This is a genomic window from Tistrella arctica (assembly GCF_039630945.1).
GTDB lineage: Bacteria > Pseudomonadota > Alphaproteobacteria > Tistrellales > Tistrellaceae > Tistrella > Tistrella bauzanensis.
Window position 1 is genome coordinate 839235 of the sequence record NZ_JBBKTV010000001.1, and the last position, 26786, is coordinate 866020.

The following is a 26786-nucleotide window of genomic DNA, read 5'->3' on the forward strand; positions in this document are numbered from 1 at the left end:
CGCGGCCTCGGTCGGTATCGCGGCTCAGGCGAGGTCGGTGGCAGTCCGGGTCTGGCCCATCCCGCGATCGGGCGCCGCCGCGAAGTCGAATTCCATCATCAGCACCATGACCGGATTTTCAGCCAGATCCGCAGGCACCGGTTCACGGCCGCTCAGCCAGTTGTACAGGTCGATGTCGTTCTCGTTCAGCAGCGCCTCGAAGGCATCCAGTCCGGCCGCGTCGAAACGGTCGAGCCAGACATCGGCAAACTTGCCGAACAGGATGTCGGTTTCCTTGCAACCGCGATACCAGCTCTGATAGCGCAGCCGGCGGCGGCGGGCGTCGGTGTCTTCGGCCATGGCGGCTGGACCCTCTCATGCGGACAAGACTGCGCCCCGTGATATAGCCCGCGACCGGCTGGCTGTCACCCCCATGGGCGCCCCGGGCGCGTGTCCCCGTCAATCGGGTGCCGCGTCGCTTGTCTCGGCAGCCACCCGCCCCTATCGTGGGCGCGTCCGATGACCGGACGGCGACAGCGCCCCATGGGCGCCCCTTGACGACACCACCACCATCCGGACCAGATGCGCCCCGAACCCCTGTTTCCCCTGTTCGCCGAAGCCACCACCCTGCCCGGCATCGGTCCGCGCGTGCTGAAGCTGGTGGCGCGCGCCGCCCATGGCGACCGGGTGATCAACGTGTTGTGGACCCTGCCGATCGCGCTGGTCGACCGGCGCCACGCGCCGCCGGCGGCCCAGGCCGCGGCCGGCCGCATCGCCACCTTCGATCTGGCCATTCTTGAACACCAGCCGGCCGAGCGGCCACGCCAGCCGCATCGCGTGCGCGCGGCCGATCCGGACGGCACCCCGGTCACCCTGGTGTTCTTTCATGGCCGCGCCGAGGACTGGCGCCGGCTGATGCCGGAAGGCGAACGCCGGATCGTCAGCGGCAAGGTCGAACGCTATGGCGGCGAGGTGCAGATGCCGCATCCCGATCACATCGTCCCGCCGGCACGGCGGGCCGAGATCGAGACGGTGGAGCCGGTCTATCCAGGTGCCGACGGGCTGTCGCCAAAGCTGCTGCGCCGGGCGGCACGCGCGGTGCTGGACCGGCTGCCCACCCTGCCCGAATGGATCGACCGCGGCGTGCTGAAGCGCGAGGGCTGGCCCGACTGGCAGACGGCGCTGCGCCAGGCTCATGCGCCGGTCGATGCCGATGACCTGTCGCCGCTGACACCGGCGCGCCGCAGGCTTGCCTATGACGAACTGTTCGCGAACCAGTTGGCGATCGCGCTGGTACGCAACCGGCAGCGGCGGTCAGCCGGGCGCGGCCTGGCCGGCACCGGCCGGCTGACCGGGCCGGTCGAAGCGGCGCTGCCCTTCAGGCTGACCACCGATCAGCGCCAGGTGCTGTCGGAAATTGCCGGCGACATGGCCGGACCGCTGCGGATGCTGCGGTTGCTGCAGGGCGATGTCGGCAGCGGCAAGACCGTGGTTGCCCTGCTGGCGATGGCGATCGCGGTCGAGGCCGGCGGGCAGGCGGCCTTGATGGCGCCGACCGATGTTCTGGCCCGCCAGCATATGGAGACGCTGACACGGCTGGGGGCGCCCGCCGGGCTGCGCTTCGGCCTGCTGACCGGTCGTGAGCGGGCGAAAGCCCGGCGCGAGGTTCTGGCGGCACTGGAAGCGGGCGAGATCGATATTCTGGTCGGCACCCATGCCCTGTTTCAGGACGAGGTCGCGTTCCGCGATCTGGCACTGGCGGTGATCGACGAACAGCACCGTTTCGGCGTGCATCAGCGGCTGCAATTGTCGTCGAAGGGCCGCGGTGTCGACACGCTGGTGATGACCGCGACGCCCATTCCCCGCACGCTGGCGCTGACCACCTATGGCGATATGGACGTCTCGCGGATCCTGTCGAAACCCGCCGGACGTAAGCCGATCAAGACCCGGGTGCTGCCGATCGACCGCATGGACGACGTCATCGACGGCGTGATCCGCACCATTGCCGGCGGCCACAAGGTCTATTGGGTGTGTCCGCTGGTCGATCAGTCGGAAAAGGCCGATCTGTCGGCGGCGACCGCGCGGGCCGAGGAACTGGCCGAGCGGCTGGGGCCGCGGGTCGGGCTGATCCATGGTCAGATGAAGGGGCCCGACAAGGACGCGGCCATCGCCCGCTTCCGCTCGACCAACGCCTGCGACCGGACCGATGTCCTGGTCGCCACCACCGTGATCGAGGTCGGCGTCGACGTGCCGGACGCCACCGTCATCATCATCGAACATGCCGAGCGCTTCGGTCTGGCGCAGTTGCACCAGCTACGCGGCCGGGTGGGCCGTGGCGACGATCAGGCAAGCTGCCTGCTGCTCTATGCGAGCCCGCTGGGCGAGATCGCCCGTAAACGGCTGGAGGTGATGCGCGCGACCGAGGATGGCTTCGTCATCGCCGAAGAGGATCTGCGCCTGCGCGGCGGCGGCGACGCGCTGGGCACAAAACAGAGCGGCGAGCCGGAAATGCGGCTCGCCGATCTTGATATCCACGGCGATCTGATCGAGATCGCCCAGGCACAGGCCCGCCTGGAGATCGAACGCACCCCCGAGCTCGACGGGCCGCGGGGCCAGGCCTTGCGGGTGCTGCTGTATCTGTTCGAACGCGACCAGGCGGTTCGCTATCTGCGGTCGGGCTGATCGTCGGCCGGCGGCCGATCACCCGCAGACTGGCAGATCAGTTGCCGACGCCGGTCACGGTCAGATGCCGCACGCGGCCGGTGCGGTCACGCCAGGCGATCGAGGCGCCGGCCCGCAGGCCGAGCAACGCCGCGCCCACCGGGGTCAGCACCGACACCCGGTTGCTGGCGATATCGGCCTGACGCGGGAAAACGAGAATGGCCTGCTGATCGGCACCATCTTCCGCGCGATAGCGAAGCTGGCGGTGCATGGCCACCACATCGGCGGGCAGTTCGTCGTCGGCGACCACGGTTGCGCGGTCGAGCTCGGCGGCGAGGAAGGCGGCGGCGGTGCCCGGTTCCACGGCGGCCATGTCGGCCAGCGCGCTCAGGCGGTCGAAGTCGGTTTCGCCCACGAACACCGGCGGCGGCGTGGCGATTTCGGGAAGATCGACGACGGCAAAGGCGGTCTCAGTCATGATGTTGATATCCTTGGATGATGTGTGTGGAACCACGCGCCATGGCGCCGGCAGGATGCCGGTGCGTTCCGCATGGGATGTCGAGGGATGGGTAGGTGTTGCGCGACAGGCCCCGGCGACCCCACATCAGGCATGGGGCCCGACGACCCTGTCGGAGATGCTGGTCCGGATATGGCCCGATCGGCTCGGGTCCGACGCTTGATCAGAAGACAACGTCCGCGTGGGCCTGGATGCCGACAGGGCGGATATCGCTTTCAGAGGCGACGACGATATCGAAAAAGCACCATGTCCCGGACCGGGTGCCCGCGGACATCTAAGGTCGGGGACAGATACGGCCCGGGCGATCAGCCCTGAACGAGATTACCGCTGCGCATCTGGCGGTTGGTCCCGGCATCGAGCGACGGCAGTGCCGCCGTTATTTGAATCAGGTTTTGCATGATCCATAGAATATGAGCGTTGCGCGCGGGTTTATCAAGCCTTGTTTCGCGCGGCCGTATCGGCTTCCGTCTCCGCGGCGGCGGCGTCGCTGGCATCGTCTGCTGCCGGCATGGGAGCTGCCGTCAAGGCGGCCGGCCGCCGCGATGCCGTGTCGGCCTGCCCGCCCTCAGGGTCGGCCGCGTCCGGCGGCGTGATCAGCCCGCCCGAGATCACCAGCTTGACCCCCTCTTCCACGGTCATCGACAACCGCACCAGTTCCGTATCGGGCACGAACAGCAGAAAGCCCGAGGTGGGGTTGGGCGTGGTCGGAACGAAGACGTTGACCATCCGCGCCTTGGTCAACCGCTGGACCTCGCCGCCGGTGTTGCCGGTGATGAAGGCCAGCGACCACAGGCCGCGCCGCGGATATTCGATCAGCACCACCTCGCGGAACGACTGCGATCCCTGGGTCAGAATGGTCTCGAAGATCTGCTTCAGCGCGGCGTATATGCTGCGCAGCACCGGCATCCGGGCAACGATGCCCTCGCCCAGTTTGACGAATTCGCGCCCGACCAGCCCGGCTGCAAACGCGCCGATCAGCGTGATCGCCACCAGAACCACCACCAGTCCGGCGCCGGGAATGCTGAACGGCAGATACTGGTCGGGATGATAGGCCGGCGGCACGAAGCGCAGCACCAGATCGTCGACAAAGGCGATGAACCACCACGCCACATACAGCGTGATCGCGATCGGGGCGGTCACCACGATGCCAGCCAGGAAATAGCGGCGCAGTCGTCCGCCGCCGACCGGGCGGTGATCGTCCGGCGCCGCAGGATCGTTACGGCGATGCCGTCCGGGATCGCGGGCTGTCATATGGGCGTGGTCCCTCAAACGACGGATGGCAACGGCATATCGATGCCATCATGTGGGCCTGCGGCCCGGCGCCTCAAGGGGCAAGCGTGGAGCCACGCCGGCGATGACGCGCGCACCCTCAGCGTATGGCGTCGTCAAGCGTCCTGATCAGCCAGTCGTTCAACCGGGCGATCGCGGCGGCGCGATCCAGCCCCGCCGGGTCACGGGCCACATCCGATCCCGCCAGCTCATCCGGCAGCACGCCCAACGGAAAGAAATGTCCAGCGCCGACCATCACCTCGATCGGCACGGCGCCGTCCGATCCCGCCGCCAGCCGCTCGCCATGAAGCGGCGGCGGCAGCATCTCGTCATGCTGGCTGGTCATGATCCGCACCGGGATCTGCAGATGCGCCAGGGCATCATCGGCGAACCAGCCGGTTACCGGCATCAGCGCGATCGCCAGATCAAGCCGGTCATCGGCCGGCACCGGGCCGATGCGGCTGGCCTCGACGACCAGATCGGCCCGCACGCCATAGCGGCCACACAGCGTGTCCTCGGCGCCATGGTCGGCACAGAAGGCGACGGCATTGGCCGCGTCGGCGGGGGCGCCAGCCAGAGCGAGCACGGCCGCACCACCCGCCGAATAGCCCACGGCAGCGATACGACCGGCATCGACATGGCCGGCGAAGCGCGGATCGCCGAGCATCCGGTCGATCACCGCCGAGAGTGTACGGACCCGACCTATAAACGCGACAGCGCTGCCGGCACCGGAGGCATTGCGCACGTCATCGCCCGGATGCATCGGCGCCGCCACGATCCAACCGGCCGCAGCCAGTGCCTCCGCGGTGCCGTGATGTGCCAGCGGTGCGCCGCCCGACCCGTGCGAGAACACCACCAGACCATGGCGGCCGGGCGCGGGTTCCGCGTCGACCGCAACCCTCATCACAAATGGGCTCCGCCGGACCGGAGCCGCCGGCGCGTCGCTCGGATACCAGATCATGACCGGTGCCGGGGCATCGGTCACCGGATCGGTCACCAGCGCCTCGGCATAGCCGATATCGGCCGCGGCCCCCGACATCATGGCCAGAAGGCCGGCCGCCGCCATCAGCATTCCGGCCAGTGCCGGCCGCCGCCGCACGCGCAATCTCATTGCCCGGTCCTCTCAAGCCTCGGTCAGGATGGCGTGAGAATGGCGGCTGCGCGGCGTCACGTAAAGATCCGGCGCACATGACCCTGATCATTCACGGCCCGATCAGCGCGCGATCAGGCACCGAAGAAGCCGATCATCCGCGCCGCCACGGCCTCCGGCGCCTCTTCGGGCAGGAAATGGCCGCAATCGATCGCCTCACCCTCGACCGTGGTCGCATATTGCCGCCAGATCGCCAGCGGGTCGAAACGCTTGCCCACCAGCCGGTGCGCGCCCCACAGCACCAGCAACGGCACCGACAGGCGATGATCGCGATCAGCGCGGTCATGGTCCAGGTCGATGGTGGCGCCGGCACGATAGTCTTCACAGGTGGCGTGAATTGTTTCGGGCAACACGAACCAGCGCTTGTATTCTTCCCGCTCGTCGGCGCCGATCGCCGCCGGATCCACACACAGCCGGTTCAGGGCCCAGTCCAGCAGATAGCCGGGGTCGCCGGCGATCAACCGCTCGGGCAGCCCGTCATCCTGGATCAGAAAGAACCAGTGAAAATAACTGGTGGCGATGGTGCGGTCGGTCGCCTCATAGATGTCCAGCGTCGGCACGATATCCATCACCGAGGCCCGCACCACCCGCGCTTCGTGATCCCGCAACAGGCGATGGGTGACGCGCGCGCCGCGATCATGTCCGGCAACGCTGAACCGCTCATGGCCGAGCGCCGTCATCACCTGGGCCATGTCCAGGGCCATGCGGCGCTTGGAATAACGGGCATGGGCCTCGTCGCCCGCCGGTTTGTCGCTGTCGCCATAGCCGCGCAGGTCCGGGATCACCAGCTCGAAATGCGGCGCCAGCAGCGGCGCCACCCGGTGCCACATCACATGGCTTTCCGGATAGCCATGCAGCAGCAGCAGGGGAGGCCCCTTGCCGCCGGACACGAGATTGATCGTCGTGCCGTCATCGACCGTGATGCGGCGACGGATAAAGTTCTTATCATAAAACTCTGTTATCATTGGCTCTTTGTCTCCTCCCGGCTTATGATCTGGTCGTTATCGGCGCCCTGGTATGACAGCGCCTGCCGCCGGATGTCGTCAGCATACAAGCGCATAACGCTCCGCGTCCGTCGTCATCGCGACAGTCGCCATACCGACGTCACAAGAAATTCGGTTGACACCTCCGCCCCCCATCCATAGGTTCCAGCCACTTTATCCGGGCGCCCAGGCAATGCCGGCGCCCCGTTCAAGCGGCCGGACCGTATCCCGACGAACAGATGTCGGACGGCCCGGCTTTCGTCCTCTTGGGTGTGTAACGAACTGTGGCGTGAGACCTGGGGTGGATCGCTACCTTCTCTGAAAAGGGGGGTGTGCCGTGAAGGCTCTCGGACATCAGATCATCGCTGAATTCTACGATTGTGACGGCGATCTTCTGGCAGATGTCGACTATGTGACCGATGTGATGCTGGAGGCGGCCAAGCGCGCCAAGGCAACCATCGTCACCCATACCTTCCATCACTTCTCGCCGCTGGGTGTCAGCGGCGCGATCATCATCGCCGAAAGCCATCTGGCCATCCATACCTGGCCCGAATATGGCTATGCGGCAGTCGACCTGTTCACATGCGGCGACAGCCTGCATACCGAACATGCATTCGACTATCTGCGCGTGGCCCTGAAGTCCGGCACCTTCTCCAGCATGTCGCTGGAACGCGGGCATCAGGCGATGCTGGCTGGCCGCCGCACGCAAACGCCCCTCGACCGGAAGGTCGTGAACGGCTGACACACAGCCTCACGAAGCCCCGTGCCGTATCGCGATACCACGGGGCCCGGACCGACCCGTTGGCAGGAAGGCAGACAGATCCCATGGAACGCATCACGGCGGCCGCGGAAAGTGAACTCTGGTTCACCGAGCGCATGGCCGGTACCGGCTTTCAGTACAGCCTTCAGGTGGCAGAGGTTCTGCATGCCGAGGTAACCCCCTTCCAGCGCCTGGAAGTGTTCCGCACCACCGGTTTCGGCACCGCGATGGTGCTGGACGGCTTCGTGAACGTGTCGGACAAGGACGAGTTCTTCTATCACGAGGTCATGGCGCACCCGGCCCTGTTCATCCATGCCCGCCCCCGGCGGGTGCTGATCATCGGCGGTGGCGATTGTGGTGTGCTGCGCGAGGTACTGCGGCATGGCGACATCGACCACGTCGACATGGTCGAGATCGACGAACGGGTGGTCCGGGTGGCCGAGCGCTTCTTTCCGGCGCTCACCGCCTCGAACAGCGACCCGCGCGCCGCGATCCGCTTCGAGGACGGGGTCGCCTGGGTGCGCGATGCGGCTGACGCCAGCTATGACGTGATCATCGTCGACAGCACCGATCCGGTCGGCCCGGCCGAGGGCCTGTTCGGCGCCGCCTTCTATGCCGATTGCCACCGCATCCTGACCGATGGCGGCCTGGTGGTCGTGCAGAGCGAATCGCCCCTGTTCCATCAGGGCCGGCTGGCTGAGATCCACCGCTGCCTGCGTGGGGCCGGCTTCGCCGACAGCCACCCGATGACCTATCCGACCGTCATCTATGGTGGCGGCACCTGGTCCAGCTCCATCGCCCGCAAAGGCCGGCGGCTGAGCGATGGCGTGCGCTGGGACGATATCGACAACCGCCCCTTCGCCACGCGCTATTACGACCGGGGCATCCATACCGGGCTGATGTCCCTGCCCGGCTATCTGGCTCCGGTGCTGTCCGGCCTCTGATACTCCATCCGGTCCTTATACACGACGACCCGGTTCGGAAACGACGACGGGGCGCTCCGGTCAAGCCGGGCGCCCCGTCGTCGTGTCGGTACGGTGATATCGTCGTCGCCGGTCAGGACCCCCCGGATCAGGCCCGCCCGGAGCGGATGCGACCGTCAACCATTTTTCAGAACCGGCCGTAATTGATGTAGTCCGACCACACCCGCTCCAGGGTCCGCAGGCTCTCGTTCACCTCGGCCAGGGCGACCTCCTCCATCACGCCCTTTTCCAGCGCGGCGCAGTTGCGCTCATACAACTCGCTCACCCGGTCGCACAGCTCGCGGCCCTTGCGGGTCAGGCGGATGCGCATGGCGCGCTTATCGTGCGGAGACCGTTCCTGTTCGAGATAACCGTTCTCGACCAGCTTCTTCACGTTATAGGAAACGTTCGAGCCCAGATAATAGCCGCGCACAGTCAGCTCGCCGATGGTGAGCTGTTCCTCGCCGATATTCGACAGGATCAGGGCCTGGACGTTATTGATATCGTTGATACCAAGGCGGTCCAGCTCCGCCTTGATCACGTCCAGAAAGCGGCGATGCAGCCGCTCGATCAGACGAATGGTCTCCAGATACGACTGTCGCACAGTGTCCTCGGCATTGCCCGGCGGGTGCTGAACGGCGAACGGGCCGGACGGGCCATCCCATCCAGGCTGACGCCCGCCAAGCGGGCCGCGTGGCGAACAGACCGCGTCCCGGCGATCCGTCGACGGTGCTGCGGCCAATAGGCGATCATCTCGACCCGCGCGCCGAAGTCAAGACGGCCGCGCGCCTGAAAGCGCGCGGCCGGTAGAATTTTAGGCAAAAGTGAGATCGCGTTTGCCCAGCGGCGCAAAAAGCGCGTCGATCGTCGCGGAATCGACATCCTGAACCCGCTCCGGCGACCATTTGGGGTTGTGGTCCTTGTCGACCAGAACCGAGCGGATGCCCTCGGCGAAGTCGTGGCTGCGCACGATCCGGGTGGCCACGCGGAACTCGGTGGTCATGCAATCCTCGAAGGACAGGTTGCCACCGACGCGCATCTGACGCAGGGCCACGACCATGCTGGTCGGTGATTTGTGCGCCAGCTCCCTGGCGACCGCCTGGCCCCATTCGCCGCCCTCGGTCTGAAGCCTGTCCAGGATGCCGGCCATATCGTCACCGGCGAAGCAGGCATTGATCACCGGCAGATGCTGGGTGATACCGGGCGTCCCCGCCGCACCCGCATCGGAAAACTGTCCCAGCACCGCTTCGACCGCGGCATCGGCGCCGGCACCGGGGGCAATCGCCGCCAGCGCCGTGGTCAGCGCGTCAAGCCGCGCCGCCGGCACGAAATGGGTGGCGATGCCCAGTGCCAGACAGTCGGCCGCCTTCAACCGCGCGCCGGTCAGTGCCAGATAGGTGCCGGACAGGCCCGGAAGCCGTGGCAGGATATAGGTGCCGCCCACATCCGGCAGCATGCCGATCGCGGTTTCCGGCATGGCGAACAGAGTGTTCTCGGTCGCGACGCGCCAGCGGCCATGCACCGACAGGCCGACGCCGCCGCCCATCACCACGCCGTCGATCAGCGACACATACGGCTTTGGAAACCGGAAGATCTCACGGTTCAGGGTATACTCCTCACCGAAGAACTCGGCGGCGAGGGTGCTTGTCGGATCCTCGCGCTCGTCCCACAGCGCCCGCACATCGCCGCCGGCGCAGAAGGCCGGCCGGCCGTCGGGGCGGGGGGCGCCGCGCACCACGATCACGCCCACGCTGTCGTCCCCGGCCCAGGCCGTCATTTGCGGCGCCATCAGGCGGATCATCGGCAGGGTCAGCGCGTTCAGAGCCTTGGGCCGGTTCAGGGTCACAATTCCGGCCGCCCCGGACCGGTCGAACAGGATCTGCGCGTCGCTCATCTGGTTTCCTCGATACTGGATCGCGATGGCTCTGGCGGCCATCCGGTTGCGGCACATGATATGCGGGGCATCATAGTGGCCATCGGTTGCCTGTCAATTTCGGCCACAGATGGCGGGATTCGATGCCGCGCCGTGCAGCCCGCCGTTTACGAAGCAGGCCTCGCGGTGCATTCTCAGGCCCAAGGCGGCCGCCCCGGTAACCGCCCCCAGAAAAAAGACCGCGTTGCCAGGAGTGATCGTGCCGTGCCATCGACCAGCGCCGCCCTCGGGCGTTTTCCCCGCACCCGCATGCGCCGCAACCGCCGGACCGACTGGTGGCGCCGGCTGGTGGCCGAGAACCGGCTGTCGCCCGACGATCTGATCTGGCCGTTCTTCGTGGTCGATGGCAGCGAGATCGCCGACCCGGTGGCATCGATGCCGGGTGTGGAGCGGTTGTCGATCGACCGCGCGGTCAAGGCGGTGCGCGAGGCCCACGCGCTGGGCATCCCGGCGGTGGCGCTGTTTCCCTCGATCCAGCAGGCGCTGAAGACCCCCGACGGGCGCGAGGCCGCGAACCCCGACAATCTTACCTGCCGCGCCATCCGCGCGATCAAGGACGCCGTGCCCGATATCGGGATCGTCGTCGACGCCGCCCTCGACCCCTATACCAGCCACGGCCAGGACGGCATCGTCGAGGATGGCCGTATCCTGAACGACCCCACGGTCGACATGCTGTGCCGGCAGTCGCTGGTGCAGGCCGGCGCGGGCGCCGACGTCATCGCACCCTCCGATATGATGGACGGCCGGATCGGCGCCATCCGCGACGCGCTGGATGCCGATGGCTTCGACGGCTGCGGGATCATGGCCTATGCCGCCAAATTCGCCTCGGCCTTCTATGGTCCGTTCCGTGATGCGGTCGGGTCGTCGGGCAATCTGGGGGCCGCCGACAAGCGCACCTATCAGATGAACCCCGCCAACACCGACGAGGCCCTGCGCGAGGTGGCGCTGGATCTGGCCGAAGGCGCCGATATGGTGATGGTGAAGCCGGGGATGCCCTATCTGGACGTGCTCCAGCGGGTGTCGGCGGAGTTCGGCGTCCCGACCTTCGCCTATCAGGTCAGCGGCGAATACGCCATGCTGCGTGCGGCCATCGCCAATGGCTGGCTCGACGGCGAGAAGGTGGTGGTTGAAAGCCTGCTTGGCTTCAAGCGCGCGGGCGCCGCCGGCGTGCTGACCTATTTCGCCCGCGACGTCGCCGCCAAGATCAACCGCTGACACCCTCTGACGCCCTGGAGTCCTTGCCCGGTGATGACGATCCCGTCCCGCCTTTCCGCCTCTCTGACCGTGGCGCTGGTGGCGCTTGCCCCGCTCACGGCCCTGGCCCAGCAGCAGGTGCAGAACCCGGCGCCCCCGCCGGCCGTGCGTCTGCCGGTGGTGCCACAGGCAACGGCGCCGCAGATGCCGCAGGCTCCGGTGGTTTCCGGGGCGGCTGGCGCGGGACAAGCCGCTCAGGGCCAGCCGGCCGGCAGTATCAGAGTGCTGCCCAGCCTGCCGCCCAAGGTGGCGGAAGAAGCCGACCGCCTCGGCCGCGGCTATCTGGCGCGCGTGCAGCCCAAGGCGCCGTCGGTAGACCTGACCTTGGCCGAAGGCTATGCCGCGCGTGAACGCTTTCTGGCCACCGCCATGCCGTCGCGGCCCGCGCAGATCGGCTGGAAGGTGATGCTGACCGCCCGCACCTCGCAGGAGATGTTCGGCATCCGCGAGCCGGTCGCCGGCCGGATCTTCGCCGGCCAGATCAACGAGACCGGGGCCGGCATCGCGCGCGACATCGGCGCCCGCGCGTCGATCGAGGTGGATCTGGCGGTGACGGTGAAGGATGCCGGTATCATGCAGGCCACCAACCCCATTGAGGCCGCCGCCCATATCGCCAGCATCGCAGGCTATCTGGACGTGCCCGACCTGCTGCTGGCGGCGGGGGAACCGCTGACCGCCGGCACGCTCGCCATGATCAATGCGGGCGTGCGCGCCGGCGTGATCGGCAAGCCGGTGGCCATGCAGACCTCGCCCGACTTCGTGGCCGCGCTGTCGAACCTCACCGTGCGCACCACCGACGGCCATAACGGCGCGATCGTCGAAAGCCGGACCTCGGCCATCCTGGGCCACCCGTTGAATGCGGTGGTCTGGCTGGTCGGACATCTGAAGGCACGCGGCGAAAGCCTGAAGCCGGGGGATGTCATCGCCCTGGGCTCGCTCAGCCGTCCGCTGCCGCTGAAGGAAGGCCAGACCGTGCGCGCGGCCTATGCCGGCCTGCCGGGCAATGGTGGTTTCGACGTTCAGCTCAGCGTCCGCTGACGAGCCGTCCCGGCGGTATCGATCGCGACCTGCCCCGTGACACGGACCGGCGCGTCACCGATCTCGACCACCGCTTCGGGCAGAAAGCCGTTGAAACGGGTCGCCAGCGCGTTCGAATAGGCGCCGATGGTGTCGATCTCGATCCAGTCGCCTTCGCGGATGTCGGCCGGCAGCAACAGCGGCTCGGGCAGGACGTCGGTTGAATCGCAGGTCGGGCCGAAAATCGTGAACGGCAGGCGCTCGCCGGCAAGCGGCTGCCCGACGGGGCGGATCGCGCGGGCGGGGAAGCGCAGATGCCCGGTCACGGTCTCGGACAAGCTGCCATAGATACCGTCATTGATGTACAGCCGGTCGCCCTTGCGCAGATGCACCTGGACCACCAGCGACAGGCCGTCGGCGACCAGCGCCCTGCCCGGCTCGCACAGGATGCGCCGGCCCGGCTGCTGTGGCAGCGTGGCGAGGCCGCGGCGGACGGCGGCGAAATAATCCTGGAGCGGCGGCATCTCGCCCATGTCGTATTGCCCGGGGAATCCGCCGCCGACATCGATCGCCGTCACCGGAATATCGGGCACCGCCGCCATCGCCTGCCGCACCGTCTCCAGCGCCTCGTCATAGGCGACCGGATCGGGGCATTGCGAGCCGACATGAAAATATAACCCCACCCCATGGCCCAGATCATGAGCCTGGCGCATCATCGCCGTGGCGTCAGTCAGGGTGGCGCCGAACTTGGCCGACAGATCATAGGTGCTGCGGCTGCTGTCGGTGGTCAGCCGCACCATCATGGTGGCGGGCTTGCCCCGGGTCTCGGCATGGATCTTCAGAACCTCGTCGGCATGGTCGACGGCGAAGCGGTCGACGCCATAGACCCGATAGGCATTGGCGATGGCCGCCCGGCTCTTGACCGGATGATGGAAATGCAGCTCCGCATCTTCATAAAGATCGGCGACCAGGGCCACTTCCACCAGGGACGCCACATCGAAGCCACTGATCCCGGCTTCATACAGCGTGCGGATGACGGTCCGCTCCGGATTGCACTTCACCGCATACAGCACCTCGCCCGGAAATCCCTCGACGAAGCGGCGGGCGGCGGATGTCAGCTTGGCGGGCTTCAGGCAATAGACCGGATAGCTGGGTTTGAGCCGGGCGACCATGCCGTCGACATCCGCAAAGCGGCCGGGTGCGGAACGACGGCGGGTCGAGAAGATGTCGGACATCGGCAGGCGGCTCCTGTGAATGGCAGGGGTCGATCAGGGTCGGCCGGGCCCCCGTCCCGGACACCACAGCCTCCCTGGACACCATATGGCATCTCGATTGCGATACCGCGACCAATTGCGTGACAACGCCCACCACATGCGGTGGCTCTGCGATGTCGATGGCTGTCATCCCGGGTGACGCCAAGGTTGATCGGAATGCGGCGCTCGCGCAGACTGGCGACCATCGGCCGCAGGATACGCGGCCGGCGTTGTCCGTTGACCAAGGAACGAAGCTGCATGCGCTGGATCGGTCGAATTCTTGGCGGCCTGATATTTCTGATCGTGGCTGCCGTGGTGATCGGCGGCCTGTGGCTGCGGACCAGCCTGCCCGAAACCGAGGGGCGGATCACGCTCGACGGCCTGAAGGGCGAGGTCACCGTCATCCGCGATGCCGAGCACATCCCTCATATCAAGGCCGGCAGCATCGAGGACGCCCTGTTCGCGCTGGGCTATCTGCATGCCCAGGACCGGCTGTGGCAGATGGAGTTCCAGCGCCGGGCCGGCTCGGGTCGGCTGTCCGAGATTGCCGGGGCATCGACCATCGGCATCGACCGGTTCATCCGCACCACCGGCGTCTATCAGCACGCCGCCCGCACCTATGACCGCCTGGATGCCGAAACCCGAGGCCGCCTGGATGCCTATGTTGCCGGCATCAACGCCCAGATCGCCGGCCATGACGGCGCCTGGCCGCTGGAATTCGTGCTGACGGGCATCACGCCGTCTCCCTGGACACCCGCCGACAGCCTGGTCTGGCTGAAGATGATGGCCTGGGATCTGGCCAAGAACTGGCGCGACGAGCTGCTGCGGGCGCGGATGATCGCCGCCGGCATCACGGTTGAGCAGATCGCCGACCTCTGGCCCGATTACGTGGAGGGCGGCAATGTCGCCTTGCCCGAGATCGCCGACATCGGTGGGCTGGACGCCCTGGCGGACGTCTATCGCGACACCAGCTTCGCAAGTCTGCTCGACGATGGTGCGGCACCGCCGATCGACGGTATCGGCTCCAACAACTGGGTCATATCCGGCGCCCACACCCGAAGCGGCAAACCGCTGCTGGCCAATGATCCGCATCTGGGGCTGGCGGCGCCGTCGCTGTGGTATCTGGCGCATCTGTCGGCGCCAGGGCTGGAGGTGATCGGCGCCAGCCTGCCGGGCCTGCCCACGATCATGCTGGGCCGCACCAACAATTTTGCCTGGGGCTTCACCAATACCGGCCCCGACACCCAGGACTTCGTCATCGAGCGGTTGACGGCACCGGGCGCCGATACCTATGAGACGCCGTCGGGGCCGATGGCATTCACCACCCGGACCGAAACCATCACGGTCAAGGGGGCCGATCCGGTCCAGCTCACCATCCGCGAAAGCCGCAACGGCCCGATCATGACCGACGTGGCCAAGGGCGGCAGCGACCTCGCCGACCGCCGCCATGTTCTCGCCTTCCGCTGGGTGGCGCTGACCGATGACGACCCCACGCTTCAGGCCGCTTTCGCCGCCAACACCGCCACCGATTTCGCAAGCTTCCGCGAAGGCCTGCGCAACTTCTACTGGCCGCAGCAGAACATCGTCTTCGCCGATACCAGCGGCCGGATCGCCTATCTGGCGCCGGCGCGGGTGCCTATCCGGGCCAATGGCGACGGTTTCCTGCCCACCCGCGGCTGGACCGACGAAGGCGCCTGGACCGGCTGGATTCCGTATGACGATCTGCCGCAGCTTACCGACCCTGAGGACGGGCGCATCGTGACCGCCAATCAGCGGATCACGCCTGATGGCTATCCCTATTTCATCAGCCGCGAATGGACGCCGCCTTACCGCGCCGACCGGATCGAGGAGATGCTGGATGCCACGCCCGCCCATGACATCGCCAGTTTCCAGGCAATGATGGGCGACACCGCCTCGCTGATGGCGCGCGACTTCATGCCGCTGATGCTGGCCGGCCTTCGCGATGCCCGCAGCGACCACGCCCTTGCGGGCGACGCCGCCCAGATGCTGAAACGCTGGGATGGCGACATGGCGGCCGACGCCACGGCCCCGCTGGTGTTCTCGGCCTGGTATCGTGCCCTGCTGCCGCGCGTCGCCGCCGACGAGTTGGGGGATCTGTATGGCGACTATAGCGGCCATCGCACCGAATTCCTGATGCGGGCGCTGACCGATCGGCCGGTCTGGTGCGACGACACCAAGACCCCCGAGACCGAGACCTGTGCGGTCCAGATCGCCCGGGCGCTGGATGACGGGCTGGCTGCACTGGTGCGGGTCTATGGTGACGACATGGCTGTCTGGCGCTGGGGCGAGGCGCATCCGGCCGTGTCTGAAAACCGGGTGCTGGCGGCGGTGCCGGTGTTGAAGGATGTGTTCGCGATTGCCGAGCCGATCGGCGGAGACACCTTTACGGTCAATGCCCAGCGCTGGTCGGCCAGCGACCCCGAGGGGCCGGCCATGTTCAACTCCACCCACGGCCCCGGATATCGCGCGATCTATGATCTGGCGGATCTGAACCGGTCGGTGTTCATTCAGAGCACCGGCCAGAGCGGCAACCCGCTGGCCGGCTCTTATGACGGCTTCGCCGACCGCTGGGCCGCCACGGCTTTCGTGCCCATGATCACCGACTGGTCGGTGATCGAGGCCGCGGATGGCAGCCAGCGCCTGACCCTGACGCCGGGCGGCTGATCCGGCCGCGCCGGCACAGCCGTCCCTCGCCTCTAACCCGTATCATTCAAGCCTCTGGAGCCCCCCGTGCCCGCCTCAACATTGCTGCCGCTCGACATGATCCGTGAAGCGGCAGGCCGCCTCGACGGGTCGGTCGAGCGCACGCCCTGCAAGCCGTCACGCACCCTCAGCCTGCTGACCGGCGCCCGCGTGATCTGCAAATACGAGAACCTGCAGTTTACCGCCTCGTTCAAGGAACGCGGGGCGCTGAACCGCATGCTGGCGCTGGATGATGATGCCCGCGCCCGCGGGGTCATCGCCATGTCGGCCGGCAATCACGCGCAGGGCGTGGCGCTTCAGGCGCGCAAGCTGGGCATCCCCGCCACCATCGTGATGCCCCGCTTCACGCCCTTCACCAAGGTCGCCCATACCCGCGCGCTGGGCGCCCGGGTGGTGCTGGAAGGCGACACCCTGGAAGAAGCACGGGCACGGGCGGATACGCTGGCGGCCGAGGCCGGCTATACCTTCATCCATCCCTATGACGACCCGCTGATCGCCGCCGGCCAGGGCACCGTGGCGCTGGAAATGCTGGAACAGGCGCCCGAGATCGAGGTTCTTCTGGTACCGGTGGGCGGCGGCGGCCTGATCGCCGGCTGTGCCGCCGCGGCCAAGGCACTGAAGCCCGGCATCGAGGTGATCGGGATCCAGGCCGATCGCTATCCATTCATGGCCCAGGCCCTTGGCCGCGAGGTGCATGCGGCCCAGGGCATGACGATCGCCGAGGGCATCGCCGTCAAGAGCCCGGGCCAGTTCACCCGCGCGGTGATCGCCGAGATGGTCGACGACATGATCCTGGTCAGCGAGGAGGCGATCGAGCACGCCGTGCAGCTGTTCGTCGAAATCGAGAAGACGGTGGTCGAGGGGGCAGGCGCCGTTGGGCTTGCGGCATTGCTCGATCCCGCCCATCGGGCCCGCTTCAAGGATCGGACCGTCGGCATCGTGGTCAGCGGCGGCAATATCGACACCCGCATTCTGTCGTCGATCCTGCTGCGTGGCCTGGTCCGCGATGGCAAGGTCATGCGACTGCGGGTGATCTCCTATGACCGCCCGGGTGAACTTGCCCTGGTCGCCCGGCTGGTGGGGGATGCCGGTGCCAATATTCTCGAGGTCTATCACCAGCGGGCATTTTCACATGTGCCGATCAAGGCCGTCGAGATCGATCTGGTGGTGGAAACCCGCGGGCCGGAACACGCGGCCGAACTGATTGTGGTGCTGGAGAAAGAAGGGCTGGAAGTTCAGCGCCTGGATCACGACATCAGCCAGAGCGGCTCGCTTCAGATGTGAGGGGCCAGCCGCCGAGACCGGAGGGGCGCCCTGTGGCCAACGGGACGGTACGGGACGATCACGCAGGCCCGCACGACCGCTGCCATGGTTTGTCGCGGCGGCGCGCCCCTGCTATATTTCAGACAGGGATGCGCGCCGGCCGCCGCGCAGCGATCCGGCCCCGCAGATTGCGACCACGGAGATTGCCATGAGGGAGTGGCCGCATCGGGCGCAGCACCTGTTCACCATGACAGTGGCCCACCCCTGCCCCTATATCGACGGGCGGCTGGAGCGGGACGTCGTGGCGGACCTGAACGTGCCCAATGCCCAATCCTTCTACGACTGGCTGCTGCGCTCCGGCTTTCGTCGCGTACAGCACATGGCCTATCGCCCCGCCTGCCCCGGCTGCTCGGCCTGCGTGCCGGTGCGCATCCGGGTGTCGGGGATGGAGCCCAGCCGCAGCCAGCGCACCGTGATGCGCCGCAATGCCGACCTCAGCCACGCCGTCGCACCGCTGGTTGCGACCGAAGAGCAATACGCCCTGTTTCTGCGCTATCAGCGCAGCCGACACGCCGATGGCGAGATGGCGACCATGACCTTCCACGACTATCGGATGATGGTCGAGGAAAGCCCGATCGATACCCATATCGTCGAATTCCGCGCGGGCGACGGCCGGTTGATCGCCGTCTGCCTGACCGATCGGGTTCGCGACGGCTTGTCGGCCGTCTATAAATTCTATGATCCCGACGAATCCCGTCGCAGCCTGGGCACCCGGGTCGTGCTCTGGCACATCGACCGCGCCCGCGAACTCGGCCTGCCATACGTCTATCTGGGCTACTGGATCGCCGAAAGCCGCAAGATGGCCTATAAGGCGCGGTTCACGCCGATGGAGGCATTGATCGACGGCGCCTGGCAGTCCCTCCCGCGCCGTGACGCCACCACCGAGCCCCGCTGATCCCGGACCCCGCTGATCCCGGACCCCGCTGATCACCGGGCAAGCCGCTGGCCGTTGACGGGATATGTCGCCGGACATTGTGGAGATTTCTCGTTCCGGTTGTGCGATTGATGCACCTGCATTGAGTTTCGCGCGAGCGCGTGGTTGACCTATTCACTTTCTGCGCACGCCTCTTATAATCGGCGACCAAGAATGACCGTGCGGTCCGCCCGTCCCGCAGACGGAAACGCGCGGTCATCGACACGCCGCCCCTGATCCATCCGGTCCGCTTCGGGAGACAGCGCACCGGACCGGAGGTGCTGCGGGTCGACATGATCCACGTGGGAGGCCCGTCCAAAAATGAATCGCCGTTCATTCCTCCGCGGAGGCGTCGCCGCCGCCGCGGCAACCACCGCTGCTGCCGCTGGCGGCATCGCGGCACCGGCCATCGCGCAGTCGCGCATCGAATGGCGCATGGTCACCTCGTGGCCCAAGAATTTCCCCGGCGTCGGCACCTCGGCCGCCCGGCTGGCGGAGCGCATCGAGGCGATGAGCGCCGGCCGGCTGGTGATCAAGGTCTTCGGTGCCGGAGAGCTGGTGCCCGCCTTCGGCACCTTCGACGCCGTCCAGCAGGGCGCCGCCGAGTGCTATCACAGCCCCAGCTATTATTTCGCCGGCAAGAATCCCGGCCTGACCCTGTTCACCTCGATCCCGCTCGGCATGACCGCATGGGAAGCCCATGGCTGGTGGCTTCATGCCGGCGGCGAGGCGTTCCAGGACGAGATGACCCAGCCCTTTGGCATCAAGGCCATTCCGTGCATCAACACCGGCGTTCAGGCGGCCGGCTGGTTCTCGAAGGAAATCAAGTCGATCGAGGATCTGAAGGGCCTGAAGATGCGCACGGCCGGCCTGAACGCCGAGATCCTGCGGCGCATCGGCGTGAACGTCGTCACCCTGCCGCCGGGAGAGATCTTCCAGGCCATGCAGTCGGGCACGGTCGATGCCGCCGAATGGATCGGCCCCTGGAACGATCTGGCGTTCGGCCTGCATCGCCTGACCAAGAACTATTATGTCGCCGGCGTGAACGAGCCTTGCGCGGTCGCCGAGCTGGGCATGAGCATGGCGCGGTGGAACGAGCTGCCCGACGACCTGAAGGCGATCGTGCGCTCGGCCTGCGGTGCCGAATATGAAGCGGCCTTCACCGAATACTTCACCCGCAACACCGAAGCCATGGAGGTGCTGAAATCCGAGCATGGCGTGCAGGTGCGGGCCTTCCCCGATGAGGTGCAGCAGGCCATGGCCGATGGTGCCCGGGCCGTCGCGCTGGAATTGCGGGATCGGGGCGACGACGTCACCAAGCGCGCCTGGCAGTCGTATTTCACCTATCTTCAGCAGGCCCGCGCCTATGGCAGCAATGCCGAGGGCGGCTATCTGGCGCTGCGGGCCAAGTTCGACGGCATTCCCGTCGGCTGACGCCCGGCCGCGCACGACACCACGCCATTGCGCCGCATCATGGTTTCGTGATGCGGCGCAATCGGTTAGGGAACGGGGATCTCGGTCTATGACCCATCCAGCTTCATTACGGGCATCGCATGGCCGGCCGGCACCCACTTAAGGCGATGGTCGGAACATGATGAAAAACCTCTGATCGCATTTGAAGGACTTCACCGGCTGCTGTCGACCATTCCAAAGCGAATATTGCAATGCACAATTGAATGATGCAGTGCACGCGAAATGAAAAACGCTCCCGCAAAGGGTGAACAGTGCTGACCAATTGGACCATGTCAGCTTGCGTTCACTCGATGACCCCTTATACTACCCCCCAGATCGCCTGACCGGGGCCCACACATGGCGGAGACACATGGGTGGGGAGGGGCTGGATCAGGTGATGCTATCGGGGATGCCGCGTTCCATCATCAGGGCCCGGGCCATTTTCGGGTCAGAGATGACGGGCAACCGGTTCATCAAAACAACCTGCCAAAAAATCATCAGGGAGAGACCGATCGATGGATCGTCGTTCGTTCCTCAAGGGATCGGCCGCCGCCGGCGCTGCCGCCGCCGCCGTTGCCGCTTCGAATTTTCCGGCGCCGGCCATTGCGCAGGGCAAGATCGAGTGGCGCATGGTCACCTCGTGGCCGAAGAATTTTCCGGGACTGGGCACCGCCGCCGAGCGCATCGCCCAGTACATCACCACCGCCAGTGGCGGTCGCCTGACCGTGAAGGTCTATGCGGCGGGTGAGCTGGTCCCGGCCTTCGGCGCGTTCGACGCCGTGCAGCAGGGCGCCGCGGAAGCCTATCATTCGGCTGCCTATTACTATGGCGGCAAGCATCCCGGCTTCCATTTCTACACCACCGCGCCCTATGGCCTGTATGCGGCCGAGCAGTATGCCTGGTGGACCTTTGGTGAGGGCGAGAAGCTTCAGGACGAGCTGTATGCGGGCTTCGGCGTGAAGGCCTTCCCGGCCGTCAACACCTGCGCCCAGGCCTGCGGCTGGTTCGCCAAGGAAATCAACAGCCCCGACGATCTGCGGGGCCTGAAGTTCCGCACCGCCGGCCTCAACGCCGAAGTGTTCCGTCAGCTGGGCTGCAACGTGGTGCAGCTGCCGGGCGGCGAGATCTTCCAGGCCATGCAGTCGGGAACGGTCGACGCCGCCGACTGGGTCGGTCCGTGGAACGATCTGGCCTTTGGCCTGCATCGTGTGGCCAAGAATTACTACACCCCCGGCATCGGCGAGCCGTCGGCGACCATCGAAATGGGCATCGGTCGTAAGCATTGGGATGCCCTGCCCGACGATCTGAAGGCGATCGTGCGCCAGGCATCCGCCGCCTGCTATCAGGATGGCGTTGCCGAGTTCATCACGCGCAACAGCGCCGCGTTGAACACGCTGGTCAACGAGCATGGCGTGAAGGTCGCCCCCTTCCCCGACAGCGTCTATGCAGCACTCGGTCAGGCCGCGGAATCGTCGATGAACGATCTGCGCAACAATGGCGACGATCTGCTGAAGCGGATCTGGGACAGCTATTACGGCTTCCGCAACAATGCCATGGCCTGGTGCCAGCACGCGGAACAGCCTTACCTGAATGTCCGGGCCGCCGGCCCGAAATTCTCCGTCTGACGCCCCGGTGGCGGTTGCCGGCCTCGTGCCCGCACCGCCGCCGGCCCGAACCCGTGTCGATGCGGCTTCCACCGCGGCGGCACGGGTTTTCATATGGCGGAACCCCAACTTCTGCTCAGGTGGCATTATGGTGGGATAGCCCAACCAGGACGTGCTTGGGTGGATGCAGTTCGAAACAACGTTTCATTTTTGAAGGCCGGGGCGACATCTTGCAGCGATTACTTGGGGTCGTTTAAGATGAATCGTTCGTCGCATCGAAACCGGCGATGAAACGGTCAAAAAATGACAAAAAGACTGCATTTTCAGGGCACTTCTTCTATACAAGGGGCAACGTTTCGGCCCTGACACAAGGCCGATCGCTCCCCCGCCCGCCGCCTTCACCGAAGGCAGAAGAACCCATCTAGGAGGGAACACCGTGAATGCCCTCAGAGCGCTTGCAAGCGCCGTGGACGCGGTGAACGAAGGGATCGGACGAGCCGTCTCCTGGCTTGCTCTCATTTTGGTGATCGTGCAGTTCGCAATTGTGCTGATGCGCTATGTCTATGGCATCGGTGCGATCGCGGTTCAGGAATCGATCCTGATCATGCACGGCGTGCTGTTCCTCGTCGCCTCGGGTTATGCGCTGCTTTATGACGCGCATGTCCGGGTGGACGTGTTTTACGGCGAAGCCAAGGCGCGCAAGAAGGCGATGATCGATCTCATCGGCTGCATCGTCTTTCTGGCCCCGTTCATCTACGTCATCTGGTCTGTCGCCTATCCTTACGTCGCATCATCCTGGGCGGTGATGGAGTCGTCGAACGAAACCAGCGGCCTGCCAGGTATCTATCTGTTCAAGACCACGATCCTTGCCTTCACGGTCCTGGTCGGCATGCAGGGTCTGGCGCTGGCTCTGCGTTCGATCCTGGTGATCGCCGGCATCGACGACACGAACAAGTCTCGTACCGGCGGGGCCGCGTAACGACATGATGATCAAGGACTATCTCGACATCGCCATGTTCGCCGCCCTGATCGGGGCGCTGCTCATGGGCTTTCCGGTCGCCTTCACCCTTGGCGGCGTATCGATCATCTTTGCCGTCGTGGGCAATGCCCTCGGCGTGTTCGACCTCTCTTATCTCAGCTTCCTGCCCCAGCGCATCTTCGGCACCATGACCAACGAAACCCTGGTCGCGGTGCCGTTGTTCGTGTTCATGGGCGTGATGCTCGAACGGTCCAAGGTCGCCGAGGAACTGCTTGAGACCATGGGCCTGCTGTTCGGGCGCATGCGCGGCGGTCTCGGCATATCGGTGTCGGTGGTGGGCGCGCTCCTTGCCGCCTCGACCGGTATCGTCGGCGCCACTGTCGTCACCATGGGCCTGATCGCTCTGCCGACCATGCTCAAGCGCGGTTATGATCCGCGTCTGGCAACCGGCGCCATCGCGGCAGCCGGCACCCTCGGCCAGATCATCCCGCCATCGATCGTGCTGGTTCTGCTGGGCGATGTCATGGGCTCGGCCTATCAGCAGGCCCAGTTGAAGATGGGCATCTTCTCGCCCGACACGGTGTCGGTCGGCGACCTGTTCGCCGGCGCGCTCATCCCCGGCCTGATGCTGGTCGGCATGTACATCCTCTATCAGGTGCTGGCCTCGTTCATCAATCCGGCGGGCTCTCCGGCGCTGCCGGAGGAAGAGGTCATGGCGGCCCGCGGTGCCGGTTTCGGCAAGCGGATCTTCGGCGCCCTGGTGCCGCCGCTGGTGCTGATCATCGCGGTCCTGGGCTCCATCCTGGGCGGCCTCGCCACCCCGACCGAGGCAGCGGCTGTCGGCGCCATCGGATCGATGATGCTGGGTGCCGCGCGCGACCCGGAACGCAGCCCGGTGCCGATCTACATCTCGGGCGCGGCGCTGATCGGCATTCTGGTGCTGACCGGCTTCGTCGACCTGCGCTTCCAGCGCAGCGTGATCACCAGTATGGAATGGGCCGGCATCATCCTTGCGGCGGTGCTGCTGGTGCTGATCGCCTGGGGCGTCGCCATCTCGATCATCCGCGCCAGACGCACCGGCGTGCTGAACGAGGTGATGCGCGGCACGGCACGGGTCAGTTCGATGGTGTTCGTCATCCTGATCGGCGCGGCGCTGTTCTCGCTGGTCTTCCGCGGTCTGGGCGGCGACGATCTGGTTCACGAAATCCTGACCGGCATGCCGGGCGGCACCTTCGGCGCCCTGCTGATCGTGATGCTCGTCATGTTCATGATGGGCTTCTTCCTCGACTTCATCGAGATCACTTTCGTGGTGGTGCCGCTGGTGGCGCCGGTGCTGTTGCAGCTCGACGTCAATCCGATCTGGCTGGGGGTGATGATGGCGATGAACCTGCAAACATCGTTCCTCACCCCACCCTTCGGCTTCGCGCTGTTCTATCTGCGCGGCGTGGCGCCGCCGTCGGTGAAGACCTGGGACATCTACAAGGGCGTGATCCCATTCGTGCTGATCCAGGTCATCGCGCTGTCGATCCTGTGGATCTTCCCGGGCATCACGACGTTCCTGCCCAACCTGATCTATCGCTGAGCCACCGAACCACCCGTACCGTCCGGCGGGGGACGGTCCGGCACGGGTGGACCGGCGGGTGACCAGCACAACAAGCAAAGGCCCGGCGGATCCATATCCGCCGGGCCTTTGCCATCGATAGGCTACAGACGTCCATGCTTCCGGCCGGTCAGTCGGTGAAGCGGTTGTCGCGTGGGAAGCCGGTCGGCGCCAGAGCACCGGGGCCGCCGCGTGCCTTGGTGATCCAGCGCTCCAGTTCGGGCAGCAGCACTTTGCGGGTCTGGCTGCCGCGCTGCCAGCTCAAGCCGTCCTGCGCGGTATCGAGTTTCAGCCCTCTGGCATCGCTGGGGCCGCCCTGGCGATAGCTTTGCAGACGGACGCCCTTGCCGCGCGTCATCTGCGGCACCTGATCGAGCGGATAGATCGCGAGCTTGCGGTTCTCGCCGACGATCGCCAGATGGGTCGAGGACGGATCGATCGGCTTCACCAGCTTCAGCTTGTGGCCCTCGCCCGGCACCAGAACCTGACGCCCGGTCCGGGTGTGCGCCACCACATCATCCGGCTTCACCCGGAAGCCACGCCCGTCCGAGGCCACCAGCAACAGGTCGCTCTGCGCCGAGGCCATCGCCAGGGTGACGATATGGGCATCGGCCGCCAGTTCCACCATCAGCCGCAGCGGCTCGCCGAAGCCCCGGCCCGGCGGAAGTTTGTCGCCCAACAGCGTGAACACCCGGCCGTCATCGGCGAAGACCAGGATCTTATCGGTGGTATGGCCCTCGATGCGCAGCGCCTCGGCATCGCCTTCCTTGAAGCGCAGCTCCTGTTCGGGGCCGATATGACCCTTCATCGCCCTGATCCAGCCCATGGTCGACAGCACGACCGTGATCGGCTCGCGCTCGACCAGAGCCTCGATCGCCACGACGTCGGTCGCCGGTGCCTCGCCCGGTGTGGTGCGGCGGCGGCCCAGCGTTGTATCGGGGCCGAAGCGCTTGATCAGGTCGGCGAATTCAACGTCCAGAGCATCGCGCTGACGGCCTTCATCGGCCAGCAGCGTCTTCAGCTTCTTCTGCTCGGCCGCAAGCTGTTTGCTCTCGCGCTCGATCTCGATCTGCTGAAGCTTGTGCAGGGCCCGCAGCCGCATGTTCAGGATGGCGTCGGCCTGAACCTCGGTCAGCTCGAACCGCCGTATCAGCCCCACTTTCGGGTCATCGGCGGTGCGGATGATGTGGATCACCTCGTCCAGGTTCAGATAGGCGATCAACTGGCCCTGCAGCACTTCCAACCGGCGGCTGATCTCGCCCAGCCGATGGCGGGTGCGCCGGCGCAATACCTCGACCCGATGCTCGATATAGGCCGCGAGCACGCCGCGCAGGCTCATCACCTGCGGGACACCCTCGCCATCCAGCACATTCATGTTCAGGCTGAAGCGGGTTTCGAAATCGCTCTGCCGGAACAGGCTTTCCATCAGCATCCTGGGGTCGACATCGCGAGAGCGCGGCTCCAGCACGATCCGCAGATCCTCGGCGCTCTCGTCGCGGACATCGGCCAGCAGGGCCAGCTTCTTGGCCGCCAGCAGCTCGGCCACCCGCTCGATCAACCGCCCCTTCTGGACCTGGAACGGGATCTCGGTGATCACGATCTGATAGCGGCCATGGGGCAGGTCTTCGCGGTTCCAGCGCGCCCGCACCCTGAACCCGCCCCGGCCGGTCGCATAGGCCTCGGCAATCGCCGCCTTCGGCTCGATCAACTCGCCGCCGGTCGGGAAATCCGGTCCCTGGACGTAGTGCAGCAGGCTTTCATGGCTGCAGTCGCGATACCGGTCCTCGGGCCGCACGATGGTGCCCTCGGGAAACGCGGCATCGGTCTTGCGATGGCGCAGCAGCAGCCGTGCCGCCTCGCCCAGTTCGGCCGCATTATGCGGCGGAATGCTGGTCGCCATACCCACCGCGATGCCGGTGGCGCCATTGGCCAGCAGGTTGGGAAAGCCCGCCGGCAGCACCACCGGCTCCTCGTCGGTGCCGTCGTAATTGGCCCGGAAGCCCACCGTGTCCCGGTCAAGATCCTGAAGCAGCAGCATGGCCACCTCGGTCAGCCGGGCCTCGGTATATCGCATCGCCGCCGCGTTATCGCCGTCGATGTTGCCGAAATTGCCCTGGCCATCGACCAGCGGATACCGCAGAGCGAAATCCTGGGCCAGCCTGACCATGGTGTCATAGACCGAGCTGTCGCCATGCGGATGGTATTTGCCGATCACGTCACCCACGACGCGGGCGCATTTCTTGAATCCCTGCGCCGGATCCAGCTTCAACTGCCGCATGGCATAGAGCAGGCGCCGCTGCACCGGTTTCAATCCGTCACGGACATCGGGCAGCGAGCGGGAGGTGATCGTCGACAGGGCATATGCCAGATAACGCTCACCCAGCGCGTCGGCCAGGGGCACGCTTTCGATCAGCCCGCCATTCAGCGGGCCTTCCGTCTGGTCGCTCATCGGA

At 66.2% G+C, this 26786-nt stretch carries 21 protein-coding genes; 12 read left to right on the plus strand and 9 right to left on the minus strand.

All coding sequences use genetic code 11. The features are described from left to right. Nucleotides 1-24: 24 nt before the first annotated feature. The gene (locus WG924_RS03920; RefSeq protein WP_345931684.1) at nucleotides 25-339 is read right to left on the minus strand and encodes a succinate dehydrogenase assembly factor 2; all 315 of its coding nucleotides are present in this window, start codon (nucleotides 337-339) and stop codon (nucleotides 25-27) included. A 222-nt stretch (nucleotides 340-561) separates the two neighbouring features. Between WG924_RS03920 and recG the strand changes: the two genes are divergently transcribed. After that, a complete protein-coding gene (recG, locus tag WG924_RS03925) occupies nucleotides 562-2661 on the plus strand; it encodes an ATP-dependent DNA helicase RecG (protein ID WP_345931685.1) in 2100 nt (699 codons plus the stop codon). 37 nt (nucleotides 2662-2698) lie between these two features. On the opposite strand, the gene rnk is transcribed toward recG, so the two are convergent. The 4 genes from rnk to WG924_RS03945 all read right to left on the minus strand — a co-directional run bounded on the left by rnk (nucleotide 2699) and on the right by WG924_RS03945 (nucleotide 6541). Then, the gene (gene rnk / locus WG924_RS03930; RefSeq protein WP_188578194.1) at nucleotides 2699-3118 is read right to left on the minus strand and encodes a nucleoside diphosphate kinase regulator; all 420 of its coding nucleotides are present in this window, start codon (nucleotides 3116-3118) and stop codon (nucleotides 2699-2701) included. A 471-nt stretch (nucleotides 3119-3589) separates the two neighbouring features. Next, entirely contained in the window at nucleotides 3590-4408 is an 819-nt protein-coding gene (locus WG924_RS03935) for a DUF502 domain-containing protein (RefSeq protein WP_345931686.1), read from the minus strand. A gap of 118 nt (nucleotides 4409-4526) precedes the next feature. Further along, complete coding sequence (locus WG924_RS03940) at nucleotides 4527-5537, minus strand: alpha/beta hydrolase family protein (RefSeq protein WP_345931687.1); 1011 nt, start codon at nucleotides 5535-5537, stop codon at nucleotides 4527-4529. A gap of 113 nt (nucleotides 5538-5650) precedes the next feature. Beyond that, nucleotides 5651-6541: an alpha/beta fold hydrolase gene (locus WG924_RS03945; protein WP_345931688.1), complete on the minus strand. Its 891-nt coding sequence runs from the start codon at nucleotides 6539-6541 to the stop codon at nucleotides 5651-5653. Nucleotides 6542-6896: 355 nt separating this feature from the next. Between WG924_RS03945 and speD the strand changes: the two genes are divergently transcribed. Continuing rightward, nucleotides 6897-7301 carry an adenosylmethionine decarboxylase gene (gene speD / locus WG924_RS03950; protein WP_188578188.1) on the plus strand — a complete coding sequence of 135 codons (405 nt, stop codon included), beginning with the start codon at nucleotides 6897-6899 and terminating at the stop codon, nucleotides 7299-7301. 83 nt (nucleotides 7302-7384) lie between these two features. Then, on the plus strand, nucleotides 7385-8263 hold the full coding sequence (gene speE / locus WG924_RS03955) for a polyamine aminopropyltransferase (RefSeq protein WP_345931689.1): 879 nt from the start codon (nucleotides 7385-7387) through the stop codon (nucleotides 8261-8263). 166 nt (nucleotides 8264-8429) lie between these two features. Here the strand turns inward: speE and WG924_RS03960 are convergent, their stop codons facing one another. Together WG924_RS03960 and WG924_RS03965 are read right to left on the minus strand one after the other, a co-directional pair. Continuing rightward, a complete protein-coding gene (locus WG924_RS03960) occupies nucleotides 8430-8885 on the minus strand; it encodes a MarR family winged helix-turn-helix transcriptional regulator (protein ID WP_345931690.1) in 456 nt (151 codons plus the stop codon). A 210-nt stretch (nucleotides 8886-9095) separates the two neighbouring features. Beyond that, nucleotides 9096-10175 carry an enoyl-CoA hydratase/isomerase family protein gene (locus WG924_RS03965; protein WP_345931691.1) on the minus strand — a complete coding sequence of 360 codons (1080 nt, stop codon included), beginning with the start codon at nucleotides 10173-10175 and terminating at the stop codon, nucleotides 9096-9098. Between the two features lie 288 nt (nucleotides 10176-10463). Between WG924_RS03965 and hemB the strand changes: the two genes are divergently transcribed. After that, the gene (gene hemB, locus WG924_RS03970; RefSeq protein WP_493660856.1) at nucleotides 10464-11429 is read left to right on the plus strand and encodes a porphobilinogen synthase; all 966 of its coding nucleotides are present in this window, start codon (nucleotides 10464-10466) and stop codon (nucleotides 11427-11429) included. Nucleotides 11430-11462: 33 nt separating this feature from the next. After that, on the plus strand, nucleotides 11463-12506 hold the full coding sequence (locus tag WG924_RS03975; protein WP_345931693.1) for a 2-keto-4-pentenoate hydratase: 1044 nt from the start codon (nucleotides 11463-11465) through the stop codon (nucleotides 12504-12506). Here the strand turns inward: WG924_RS03975 and WG924_RS03980 are convergent. Continuing rightward, nucleotides 12488-13720: a type III PLP-dependent enzyme gene (locus WG924_RS03980; RefSeq protein WP_345931694.1), complete on the minus strand. Its 1233-nt coding sequence runs from the start codon at nucleotides 13718-13720 to the stop codon at nucleotides 12488-12490. The two genes, WG924_RS03975 and WG924_RS03980, sit on opposite strands and share 19 nt — an antisense overlap. Before the next feature lie 276 nt (nucleotides 13721-13996). Between WG924_RS03980 and WG924_RS03985 the strand changes: the two genes are divergently transcribed. The 7 genes from WG924_RS03985 to WG924_RS04015 all read left to right on the plus strand — a co-directional run bounded on the left by WG924_RS03985 (nucleotide 13997) and on the right by WG924_RS04015 (nucleotide 24315). Further along, nucleotides 13997-16423 (plus strand): penicillin acylase family protein, encoded by a 2427-nt coding sequence (locus tag WG924_RS03985; RefSeq protein WP_345931695.1) that lies wholly within the window; start codon nucleotides 13997-13999, stop codon nucleotides 16421-16423. A 66-nt stretch (nucleotides 16424-16489) separates the two neighbouring features. Beyond that, entirely contained in the window at nucleotides 16490-17746 is a 1257-nt protein-coding gene (locus WG924_RS03990) for a threonine ammonia-lyase (protein WP_345931696.1), read from the plus strand. Nucleotides 17747-17933: 187 nt separating this feature from the next. Continuing rightward, a complete protein-coding gene (locus WG924_RS03995; RefSeq protein ID WP_345931697.1) occupies nucleotides 17934-18680 on the plus strand; it encodes an arginyltransferase in 747 nt (248 codons plus the stop codon). Nucleotides 18681-19019: 339 nt separating this feature from the next. Continuing rightward, complete coding sequence (locus WG924_RS04000; protein ID WP_345931698.1) at nucleotides 19020-20132, plus strand: TRAP transporter substrate-binding protein; 1113 nt, start codon at nucleotides 19020-19022, stop codon at nucleotides 20130-20132. A 533-nt stretch (nucleotides 20133-20665) separates the two neighbouring features. Next, entirely contained in the window at nucleotides 20666-21775 is a 1110-nt protein-coding gene (locus WG924_RS04005; RefSeq protein ID WP_345931699.1) for a TRAP transporter substrate-binding protein, read from the plus strand. Nucleotides 21776-22190: 415 nt separating this feature from the next. Then, nucleotides 22191-22733: a TRAP transporter small permease subunit gene (locus tag WG924_RS04010; protein WP_345931700.1), complete on the plus strand. Its 543-nt coding sequence runs from the start codon at nucleotides 22191-22193 to the stop codon at nucleotides 22731-22733. A gap of 4 nt (nucleotides 22734-22737) precedes the next feature. Next, the gene (locus tag WG924_RS04015) at nucleotides 22738-24315 is read left to right on the plus strand and encodes a TRAP transporter large permease (RefSeq protein ID WP_345931701.1); all 1578 of its coding nucleotides are present in this window, start codon (nucleotides 22738-22740) and stop codon (nucleotides 24313-24315) included. A 148-nt stretch (nucleotides 24316-24463) separates the two neighbouring features. On the opposite strand, the gene parC is transcribed toward WG924_RS04015, so the two are convergent. Continuing rightward, nucleotides 24464-26782, minus strand: a complete 2319-nt coding sequence (gene parC / locus WG924_RS04020; protein WP_345931702.1) for a DNA topoisomerase IV subunit A — start codon at nucleotides 26780-26782, stop codon at nucleotides 24464-24466. Between the last annotated feature and the right edge of the window lie 4 nt (nucleotides 26783-26786).

What these genes read in the sequence shown, in the direction of transcription:
- WG924_RS03920 (WP_345931684.1), bottom strand. Translation starts at nt 339, where the DNA reads ATGGCCGAAGACACCGACGCCCGCCGCCGCCGGCTGCGCTATCAGAGC.
- recG (WP_345931685.1), top strand. Translation starts at nt 562, where the DNA reads ATGCGCCCCGAACCCCTGTTTCCCCTGTTCGCCGAAGCCACCACCCTG.
- rnk (WP_188578194.1), bottom strand. Translation starts at nt 3,118, where the DNA reads ATGACTGAGACCGCCTTTGCCGTCGTCGATCTTCCCGAAATCGCCACG.
- WG924_RS03935 (WP_345931686.1), bottom strand. Translation starts at nt 4,408, where the DNA reads ATGACAGCCCGCGATCCCGGACGGCATCGCCGTAACGATCCTGCGGCG.
- WG924_RS03940 (WP_345931687.1), bottom strand. Translation starts at nt 5,537, where the DNA reads ATGAGATTGCGCGTGCGGCGGCGGCCGGCACTGGCCGGAATGCTGATG.
- WG924_RS03945 (WP_345931688.1), bottom strand. Translation starts at nt 6,541, where the DNA reads ATGATAACAGAGTTTTATGATAAGAACTTTATCCGTCGCCGCATCACG.
- speE (WP_345931689.1), top strand. Translation starts at nt 7,385, where the DNA reads ATGGAACGCATCACGGCGGCCGCGGAAAGTGAACTCTGGTTCACCGAG.
- WG924_RS03965 (WP_345931691.1), bottom strand. Translation starts at nt 10,175, where the DNA reads ATGAGCGACGCGCAGATCCTGTTCGACCGGTCCGGGGCGGCCGGAATT.
- hemB (WP_493660856.1), top strand. Translation starts at nt 10,464, where the DNA reads ATGCGCCGCAACCGCCGGACCGACTGGTGGCGCCGGCTGGTGGCCGAG.
- WG924_RS03975 (WP_345931693.1), top strand. Translation starts at nt 11,463, where the DNA reads ATGACGATCCCGTCCCGCCTTTCCGCCTCTCTGACCGTGGCGCTGGTG.
- WG924_RS03980 (WP_345931694.1), bottom strand. Translation starts at nt 13,720, where the DNA reads ATGTCCGACATCTTCTCGACCCGCCGTCGTTCCGCACCCGGCCGCTTT.
- WG924_RS03985 (WP_345931695.1), top strand. Translation starts at nt 13,997, where the DNA reads ATGCGCTGGATCGGTCGAATTCTTGGCGGCCTGATATTTCTGATCGTG.
- WG924_RS03995 (WP_345931697.1), top strand. Translation starts at nt 17,934, where the DNA reads ATGAGGGAGTGGCCGCATCGGGCGCAGCACCTGTTCACCATGACAGTG.
- WG924_RS04000 (WP_345931698.1), top strand. Translation starts at nt 19,020, where the DNA reads ATGAATCGCCGTTCATTCCTCCGCGGAGGCGTCGCCGCCGCCGCGGCA.
- WG924_RS04005 (WP_345931699.1), top strand. Translation starts at nt 20,666, where the DNA reads ATGGATCGTCGTTCGTTCCTCAAGGGATCGGCCGCCGCCGGCGCTGCC.
- WG924_RS04015 (WP_345931701.1), top strand. Translation starts at nt 22,738, where the DNA reads ATGATGATCAAGGACTATCTCGACATCGCCATGTTCGCCGCCCTGATC.
- parC (WP_345931702.1), bottom strand. Translation starts at nt 26,782, where the DNA reads ATGAGCGACCAGACGGAAGGCCCGCTGAATGGCGGGCTGATCGAAAGC.